Source organism: Micromonospora sp. ABR4_055, from assembly GCF_056160425.1.
Map to the genome: position 1 here is coordinate 1 of NZ_JBSWXD010000219.1, position 8,567 is coordinate 8,567.

General features: G+C 72.1%; 7 protein-coding genes. 6 read left to right on the top strand and 1 reads right to left on the bottom strand.

The genetic code is table 11. The features are described 5' to 3' along the window. The 6 genes from ACXAHD_RS29970 to ACXAHD_RS29995 all read left to right on the top strand — a co-directional run. A partial coding sequence (locus tag ACXAHD_RS29970) for an ABC transporter ATP-binding protein (RefSeq protein WP_475054829.1) occupies positions 1–1,698 on the top strand: 1,698 nt, incomplete at its 5' end. Further along, positions 1,695–2,972 carry an ABC transporter permease gene (locus tag ACXAHD_RS29975; RefSeq protein WP_475054831.1) on the top strand — a complete coding sequence of 426 codons (1,278 nt, stop codon included), beginning with the start codon at positions 1,695–1,697 and terminating at the stop codon, positions 2,970–2,972. The genes ACXAHD_RS29970 and ACXAHD_RS29975, both read left to right, overlap by 4 nt. Positions 2,973–2,977: 5 nt before the next feature. Continuing rightward, the gene (locus tag ACXAHD_RS29980; RefSeq protein WP_475054834.1) at positions 2,978–4,255 is read left to right on the top strand and encodes an ABC transporter permease; all 1,278 of its coding nucleotides are present in this window, start codon (positions 2,978–2,980) and stop codon (positions 4,253–4,255) included. A 100-nt stretch (positions 4,256–4,355) separates the two neighbouring features. Beyond that, complete coding sequence (locus ACXAHD_RS29985; RefSeq protein WP_289212168.1) at positions 4,356–5,177, top strand: cytidine deaminase; 822 nt, start codon at positions 4,356–4,358, stop codon at positions 5,175–5,177. A gap of 114 nt (positions 5,178–5,291) precedes the next feature. Continuing rightward, a complete protein-coding gene (locus ACXAHD_RS29990; protein WP_475054832.1) occupies positions 5,292–6,614 on the top strand; it encodes a thymidine phosphorylase in 1,323 nt (440 codons plus the stop codon). Positions 6,615–6,736: 122 nt separating this feature from the next. After that, positions 6,737–7,417, top strand: coding sequence for a DUF4272 domain-containing protein (locus tag ACXAHD_RS29995; RefSeq protein ID WP_123605494.1), 681 nt, complete (start codon positions 6,737–6,739; stop codon positions 7,415–7,417). Between the two features lie 11 nt (positions 7,418–7,428). Here ACXAHD_RS29995 and ACXAHD_RS30000 read toward each other — a convergent pair whose 3' ends face one another. Continuing rightward, positions 7,429–8,376 carry a putative RNA methyltransferase gene (locus tag ACXAHD_RS30000; protein ID WP_281553225.1) on the bottom strand — a complete coding sequence of 316 codons (948 nt, stop codon included), beginning with the start codon at positions 8,374–8,376 and terminating at the stop codon, positions 7,429–7,431. Positions 8,377–8,567: the final 191 nt, after the last annotated feature.

Here is an 8,567-nt window from a genome sequence, read left to right on the forward strand (position 1 = left end):
AGGAGTGGGGAAAGCGAGAATGGGGGGGGCGTGTCTCTTCCACCACCCCTAAAACCCCCCCCCCCCCCCTACTCAGGGGTCCCCAAACCCCCTGCCACCAGGGGCGGCCTCAGCCATCGACCCCTCCGGGCACCCGCCGGTGGCCCGGAGTCTCCCCGGGAGGCTCCGCTGAGACTCGAACTGCGCGGCATCACCAAACGCTTCGGCGACCTGGTCGCCAACGACCACATCGACCTGACCGTCGAGCCCGGCGAGATCCACGCCCTGCTGGGCGAGAACGGCGCCGGCAAGTCGACCCTGATGAACGTCCTCTACGGGCTGCTGCAGCCGGACGAGGGCGAGATCCTGGTGGACGGCAACCCGATCAAGATCCGCAGCCCACGGGACGCCATCACCGCCGGCATCGGCATGGTGCACCAGCACTTCATGCTGGTGCCGGTGCTCACCGTGGCGGAGAACGTCATGCTCGGTGCCGAACGCACCCGGGGCGGGCTGCTCGGCTTCCTCGACCAGCGCCGGGCCCGCGCCGAGGTGGCCGACGTCTCCAACCGGTACGGCCTGGCGGTCGAGCCGGACGCGGTTATCGAGGACCTGCCGGTCGGCATCCAGCAGCGGGTGGAGATCGTCAAGGCGCTGACCCGCGACGTCGACCTGCTGATCCTCGACGAGCCGACCGCCGTGCTCACCCCACAGGAGACCGAGGACCTGCTCACCGTCATGCGGTCGCTGAAGGCGGCCGGCAAGTCGATCGTCTTCATCACCCACAAGCTCGGCGAGGTGAAGGCGATCGCCGACCGGATCACGGTGATCCGGCGGGGCCGTACGGTCGCCACCGCCGAGCCGACCGCCAGCCGCGACGAACTGGCCGCGCTGATGGTCGGCCGCAGCGTCAGCCTGACCGTGGACAAGTCCCCGGCGCAGCCGGGCGGCCCGGTGCTCGAGGTGGCCGGCCTGGTCGTCGACGACGAGCGCGGCGTGCGGGTGGTCGACGGGGTCGACCTGACCGTACGGGCCGGCGAGGTGCTCGGCATCGCCGGAGTGCAGGGCAACGGCCAGACCGAACTCGTCGAGACGATCATGGGTCTGCTGCCGGCGGCGGCCGGCACGGTCACCCTCAACGGCGAGCGCATCGACGGCTGGAGCACCAAACGGGTGCTCCGTGCCGGGGTCGGCTACGTGCCGGAGGACCGCAGCGTCGACGGCGTGGTCAAGGAGTTCACCGTCGCCGAGAATCTGGTGCTCGACCTGTACGACCAGCCGCCGTTCGGATCCGGTCTGGCGCTGCGGCCGGCGGCCATCGCCGCCTCCGCGACCGAGCGGATCGCCCAGTTCGACATCCGTACGTCCTCGGGTCAGGCGGCGGTCGGCACCCTGTCCGGCGGCAACCAGCAGAAGGTGATCGTGGCCCGGGAGCTGAGCCGGCCGCTGAAGCTGTTCATCGCCGCCCAGCCGACCCGGGGCGTCGACGTCGGCTCCATCGAGTTCATCCACGGCCGGATCGTCGACGAACGCGACGCCGGCACCGGCGTCCTGGTCGTCTCCAGCGAACTGGACGAGGTGATCGGGCTGGCCGACCGAATCGCGGTGATGTACCGCGGCCGGATCATCGCCGTGGTCGGACCGGACACCCCACGGGAACAGATCGGCCTGCTGATGGCCGGGGTCACCGGCGGGACCGAGCAAGAAGGGACGCAATGAGCAGCGACAACGGCTCGTCGGCCGGTTCGCCGGACAAGCCGCCCGCCGAAGCCGGTGACTCCCTCGGCCAGCGCTTCCTGCACAACCTGTGGGCCGCCAACACCGTCACCGTGACGGTGCTCGCCCTGCTGCTGGCCGTCGTCATCGGCGGCGTACTGATGATCATCTCCGACCCGGAGGTGCTCGCCACCTACACCTACTTCTTCGCCCGCCCGGGTGACGCGCTGTCCGCCAGCTGGACCCTGGTCAGCGAGGCGTACGCCAACCTGTTCAAGGGCTCGGTGATCGACCCGGCGGCGGTACGGTCCTTCTTCGCCGGAGACGCCGAGTGGTCGACGGTGTTCCGGCCGATCTCCGAGACGCTGACCTACACCGCGCCGCTGGTCTTCACCGGGCTGTCGGTGGCGTTGGCCTTCCGGGGCGGCCTGTTCAACATCGGCGCTCAAGGGCAGGCGATCATCGGCGTCGTGGTGGCCGCGCTGGCCGGCTTCCTGCTGCCGCTGCCGCTGGTGCTGCACGTGGTCGTCGCGGTGCTGGCCGGGGCGCTCGGCGGCGCGCTGTGGGGCTTCTTCCCCGGTTTCCTCAAGGCCCGTACCGGCGCCCACGAGGTGATCACCACGATCATGCTCAACTACGTGGCGCTGTACTTCCTCACCTGGATCATCGTGCAGCCCGGGGTGCAGAACCCGGACCGGCCGGACGCGATCAGCCGGCCGGTGGACACCACCGCCCAGCTGCCCCGGCTGCTCGGCGACGGGCTGCGGGTGCACGCCGGCATCCTGCTGGCGGTCGTCGTCACCGCCGCCGTCGCGTGGCTGCTCAACCGGTCCACGTTCGGCTTCGAACTGCGCGCCGTCGGCGCCAACCCGGACGCCGCGCGGACCGCCGGGATCAGCGTCACCGGCACCTACGTACTGCTGATGGTGGTCGCCGGCGGGCTCGCCGGGCTGGGCGGCGCCAACATGGTGCTCGGCAGCACGGCGAACGCGTTGACCCCGCTGGTCGCGGCCCAGATCGGCTTCGACGGCATCCTGGTCGCCCTGCTCGGCCGGGTCAAACCGTGGGGTGTCGCGCTGGCGGCGCTGCTGTTCGGGGCGCTGCGGGCCGGTGGCAACGCGATGCAGTCGGGTTCCGGTATCTCACTGGAACTGGTCACCGTGCTCCAGGCGTTGATCGTCATCTTCATCGCCGCCCCCGCCCTGGTGAAGGCGATCTTCCAGCTCCGGGCGGCCCGGTCCGCCCGGTTGCAGACCAGCATGGCGAAGGGCTGGTGACCGCGTTGTCCACCATGATCGCAACTGACGCCCCGGTGGCGGTGGTGCAACGGTTCTGGAACCGTACCCGGATCAGCGGCGCCGTCCTGGTCGCCGCCGGCGTGGTCGCGGCCGCCGTCTTCGGCTCGCTCGCCGCCGAGCAGCAGGCCCGGTTCACGCTCAGCGAGACCGCCGGCGGGGCCGCGCTGCGGATCCCCGGCAACCTGGGCGCGGTGCTGTTCGGCCTGGCGACCCTCGCCGCCGGTGCGCTGCTGCTCAGCCCGTACGGTGCCCGCTGGTTCCGCTGGCTGCTCGGCGTCGGCATCGTCGGCTTCGTGGTCAGCTTCCTCTGCTGGCAGATCTCCACCGCGCCGACCGGGCAGAACTTCATGCCGATGGTCAACATCGTCCGGGGCACCTTCCTGCTGGCGTTGCCGCTGGTCTTCGGCTCGCTGGCCGGGGTGCTCTGCGAACGCTCCGGGGTGGTCAACGTGGCCATCGAAGGACAGCTGCTGATGGGTGCGTTCGCCGGTGCGCTGATCGGCACCATGTCCGGCAACGTCTGGGTCGGGCTGATCGCCGCCGCGTTCGGCGGGGCGTTCATCTCGCTGCTGCTGGCCCTGTTCGCCATCCGCTACCTGGTCGACCAGGTGGTCATCGGCATCGTGCTGAACCTGTTCGCGATCGGCCTGACCGGCTTCCTCTACGAGCGGCTGATGCAGACCGACCAGCCGGCCTACAACCAGCCGCCGCACTTCGGCACCTGGGAGATCCCGCTGCTGTCCGACATCCCGGTGCTCGGGCCGGCGCTGTTCCGGGGCAGCATCTTCCTCTACCTGGCGCTGATCCTGGTCGTGGTGATCAATGTGGCGCTGTTCCGGACCCGGTGGGGGCTGCGGACCCGGTCGATCGGCGAACACCCGATCGCGGCGGACACCCTCGGCGTACGGGTGCTGGGATTGCGTTACCGCAACGTGCTGCTGGCCGGCATGGTGGCCGGGATCGGCGGCGGGTCGTACACCCTGCTGCTCTACTCGTTCACCAAGAACATGATCGGCGGCAAGGGCTTCATCGCCCTCGCCGCGATGATCTTCGGCCGGTGGAGTCCCACCGGGGCGCTGCTGGCGTCGCTGTTCTTCGGCTTCGCCGACCAGCTCGGTGCCTACCTGGGGGCGATCAGCAGCGCCATCCCGAGCCAGTTCCTGGCGATGCTGCCGTACCTGGCGACGCTGCTCGCGGTCGCCGGACTGGTCGGCCGGGTACGGGCACCGGCCGCCGACGGCAAGCCCTACATCAAAGCCTGATCAACGCCGGTTACCGTTTACTACTGGCCGGTCAGGTCCGGTCGAACGAACCGGACCGACCGGCCGGTGGCGGTGGCCGGTGCAGGTGAGGAGGGCAGTCGTGGAGATCGACTGGGTGGAGCTGCGGCGGGCCGCGACCGAGGCGATGCGGCACGCGTACGCGCCGTACTCGAACTTTCCGGTCGGCGCGGCCGGGCTGGTCGACGACGGCCGGGTGGTCGTCGGCTGCAACGTCGAGAACGCCGCGTACGGCGTGGTGCTCTGCGCCGAGTGCGGCGTCGTCTCGTCGCTGCACAGCACCGGCGGTGGCCGGCTGGTGGCGTTGTCCTGCGTCGGCGGGGACGGTCAGCCGCTGATGCCGTGCGGGCGCTGTCGCCAGCTGTTGTGGGAGCACGGCGGGCCGGAATGCCAGGTCGAAGCGCTGCCTGCGCCGTTGACCGTGGCAGAGCTGCTGCCGCACGCGTTCGGCCCGGCGGACCTCGCGGCCGCCGCGCTCGCCCCGGGCGTCGGCGTCGGCCGGGGCACCGGACGCGGTGCCGGTCGTGGCGCGGCGGAGCGGGACCGGGTCGGCCCCGAGCACGTCGGGCGGGCCGACGCCGCCGGCCGCCCGGTGGTGGCACCGGACACCGCGGTGCCGGCCCGGCTGGCCAAGTGGCGGGGCCGGGGCACCGTCTTCGTGCACCCCGATTCGGCCGGCGGCGAGCTGGTCTGGACCGGCTACTGGGAACGGTCCGAATCCACCGGCGAGGCGGCCGGCTCGGGCATCCTGGAGGAGGCGCCGAGCTGGCCGTCGGCCGAGTCGGTGGTGGCCTGGGGCCGGGCGCGCACCCACCGGGTGGTGGTGGTCGACGCCGACGGCGGGGTCTCCTGGGCCGGCGAAGGCGACCCGCCGACCGAGGTGAGCACCCGCTGGACCAGCTGATCGAGCGCGGTAGCACCGCGAGCACCCGGCAGCAGCACCGCGAGCATCCGGCAGCCGATTTTCCTACCCCGCCCTCTCCGGCGTCGCCCGCGACCCTGGAACCATCGTAAAGGTATGACCGATTTGTCTAGTTACAGCACCAAGGTAGCCGGCGTAGTCGACGTGATCCGCAGCAAACGCGACGGCGGCCGGCTCAGCGACGCCCAGATCGACTGGACCATCGCCGCGTACACCCGGGGTGAGATCGCCGACGAGCAGATGTCGGCGCTGGCCATGGCGATCCTGCTGCGCGGCATGGACACCGCCGAGATCGCCCGGTGGACGGCCGCCATGATCGCCAGCGGCGAGCGGCTCGACCTGTCCGGCGTAGCCCGGCCCACCGTCGACAAGCACTCCACCGGCGGCGTCGGCGACAAGATCACCCTGCCGTTGACCCCGCTGGTCGCCGCCTGCGGCGCCGCCGTACCGCAGCTGTCCGGCCGAGGGCTCGGCCACACCGGCGGCACCCTGGACAAGCTGGAGTCGATCCCCGGCTGGCGGGCGGACCTGACCAACGCCCGCTTCGTCAACCAACTGCGCGACGTCGGCGCGGTCATCTGCGCGGCCGGCGACGGCCTCGCCCCGGCCGACCGCAAGCTGTACGCGTTGCGCGACGTCACCGGCACCGTCGAAGCGATCCCGCTGATCGCCAGCTCGATCATGAGCAAGAAGATCGCCGAAGGCACCGGCGCGCTGGTCCTCGACGTCAAGGTCGGCAGCGGAGCCTTCATGGCGTCGGTCGCCGACGCCCGGCAGCTCGCCCGCACCATGGTCGACCTGGGTGCCGCGCACGGCGTCCGCACGGTCGCCCTGCTCACCGAGATGTCCACCCCGCTGGGCCGGGCGGTGGGCAACGCCGTCGAGGTGACCGAAGCGGTCGAGGTGCTCGCCGGCGGCGGGCCGGCCGACGTCGTCGACCTCACCCTCGCGCTGGCCCGCGAAATGCTCGACGCCGCCGGCCTGCGCGACGCCGACCCGGCCGCCGCGCTGCGCGACGGCCGGGCGATGGACACCTGGCGGGCGATGATCGCCGCCCAGGGCGGGAATCCGCACGCCCCGCTGCCGGTCGCCGCCGAAGCCGAACTGGTCCGCGCCGACCGGGACGGCTACGTCGCCGCGGTTGACGCCCGTGCGATCGGGGTGGCCGCCTGGCGGCTCGGTGCCGGCCGGGCCCGCAAGGAGGATCCGGTCAGCGCCGCCGCAGGAGTGATCCTGCACCGCAGGCCGGGGGAGCCGGTCCGGGCCGGTGACCCGCTCGTCGAGCTGCGCGCCGACGACCCCGACCGGATCGCCGACGTGCTGCCGGCCCTCTCCGGCGGGTTCGGCCCGACGGATCCCGTTCAGCTCACCGACGCACCACCGGCGACTACCGAGCTGGTCGTCGACCGGATCGCCTGATCCGCCGCGACCGGCGTACCGACACCCCTTGTCGTGGTACCCGTGACACAGAGCGGATATCCTGCCTCGCCGGGGGTCCGTTCAGGAGAGAAGCCGACGCCGACTAGCAGGGAACGAAGCCTGTGACCGTACTCGCTCCTGACCCCCGGGCCATCCGCGCGGAGAGTCTCGACGAGCTGCGTCGGCTCCGCCTACCGTTGCCTCCGGCCGGCTTCCCGCTGGTCTGGGAGCCGGGTGACGGGGTCGAGCTGCGGCCCACCCCGGAGATCGAGGCCCGCACCGCGATCCTGCATCTGGTGCTGGCCCGCTGCTTCGGGATGCCGCCGCAGGCGGCGATGAGCTGGCTGCTCAACTCGCACCTGGTCGAGCTGGTCACCCCGCCGGAGTGGCAGTTCGTCATCGGGGGGCGTGGCGACCACCGCTCGTTCGTCCTGCACCACGACGCGATCTTCGCGTTGGCCTGGGTGCTGGGGCTGACCCGGCACCTCGACCCGGTCGCGGTCTCCGACGACCGACTGATGGCGTTGCTGCCGAAGCTGGCGGCCGGCGAAACCTTCGCCCAATGGCGTTCCCGGACCCTCGTCGCCCCCCGCGACGCGGCCGAGGCCGCCGTACTGCTCGACTTCTACTACTGCCTGGACTGGGGTTACCTGGAAGCGGAACGGCGGGGCGACCCGTTGCCCGGGGTGGTGGACGCCAACGCCATCGGGCAACGGCGGTGGGCCCTGGAATGGGCGGTCGTCTTCCGGGGCCCGTACCACGACGCGCCGCCCGGCTGGGAAGAGGTTGACCTGTCGACCTGACCGGTCCTCGGTCAGCTGCCCGGCTGGCAGCGGTAGATCGCCAGTTGGACGGCGGCGGAGACGGTGACCGGTTCCGGCAGCGCGGCGATCGCCGAGGCCAGGTCGGCCGGGTCGGTGTGCCGGGCGCTCGGCCCCATCCGTACCAGCGCGGTGACGTCGCGGTGCGACAGGCGCAGCCGGCGGCGCAGGACGTGCAGCGCGACCCGGTCGAAATGGTGCCGTAGCGCCGCGCCGGTACGGTCGTCCTTCGCCGGGTCCACCCGGAGCAACCCGAGGGGGCCGATCACCTCGCCGAGATGGTCGGGCAGCGGGGTGACCACGACCAGCGCGCCGCGCGGGCGCAGGATCCGGGCGAACTCCCCGCCGTTGCGCGGAGCGAAAACGTTCAGCACCAGGTCGGCGCAGGCGTCGGCGACGGGCAACGGTCGCCAGGTGTCGCAGCGGACCGCGGCGGCCGACGGATGGGCGCGGGCGGCCCGGCGTACCGCCGCCTTGGACAGGTCCAGGGCGAGTCCGACGGCGCCGGGCAGCGCGTCGAGCACCGCCGCGAGGTAGGCCCCGGTCCCGGCGCCGGCATCGACCACGATCGGCCCGGCCCGGTCGTCCGGAGCCGGCTTGCCCGCGACCCGGTTGTCGGGGGCTCGGTTGTCGAGGGCCGGGCTGCCCACCGCCTCGACCAGCCCCGTGGCGACAACGTCGAAATGTCCGGTTCGAAGGAACTCGTCGCGGGCGGCGACCATCTCGGCGGAGTCGCCGGCGTGCCGGGCCCGGCCGGTCACCAGGTCCACGTAGCCCTGCCGGGCCACGTCGAAGCTGTGTCCAGCCGGGCAGCGCAGCGCCCGCACGGCGCCGTCGGCGTTGCCGTTGGTGCCGCCCGCGCGGGGGACGCCGCCGTCGCGGGCGGCGAGCGGCGCTCGGCAGACCGGGCAGCGCAGGTACGGCAGTACGTCGGTGAGCATCGTAGACATCCTGCCTGGCTGGTGACCGGCACCCGCGCAGGCATCGGCAATACCCGTGTCCCGTGCCGGAGCGCGACGTCGGAACCTACTACCCTCCACCCATGGTGGCTGTTTCGTTGGCGGAGATCGTTCGGGCGCCGAAGGTGTTGCTGCATGACCATCTGGATGGTGGGTTGCGGCCGGCGACGGTG

Coding starts and splice junctions, on each gene's coding strand:
- ACXAHD_RS29975 (WP_475054831.1), top strand. CDS start 1,695: ATGAGCAGCGACAACGGCTCGTCGGCCGGTTCGCCGGACAAGCCGCCC.
- ACXAHD_RS29990 (WP_475054832.1), top strand. CDS start 5,292: ATGACCGATTTGTCTAGTTACAGCACCAAGGTAGCCGGCGTAGTCGAC.
- ACXAHD_RS30000 (WP_281553225.1), bottom strand. CDS start 8,376: ATGCTCACCGACGTACTGCCGTACCTGCGCTGCCCGGTCTGCCGAGCG.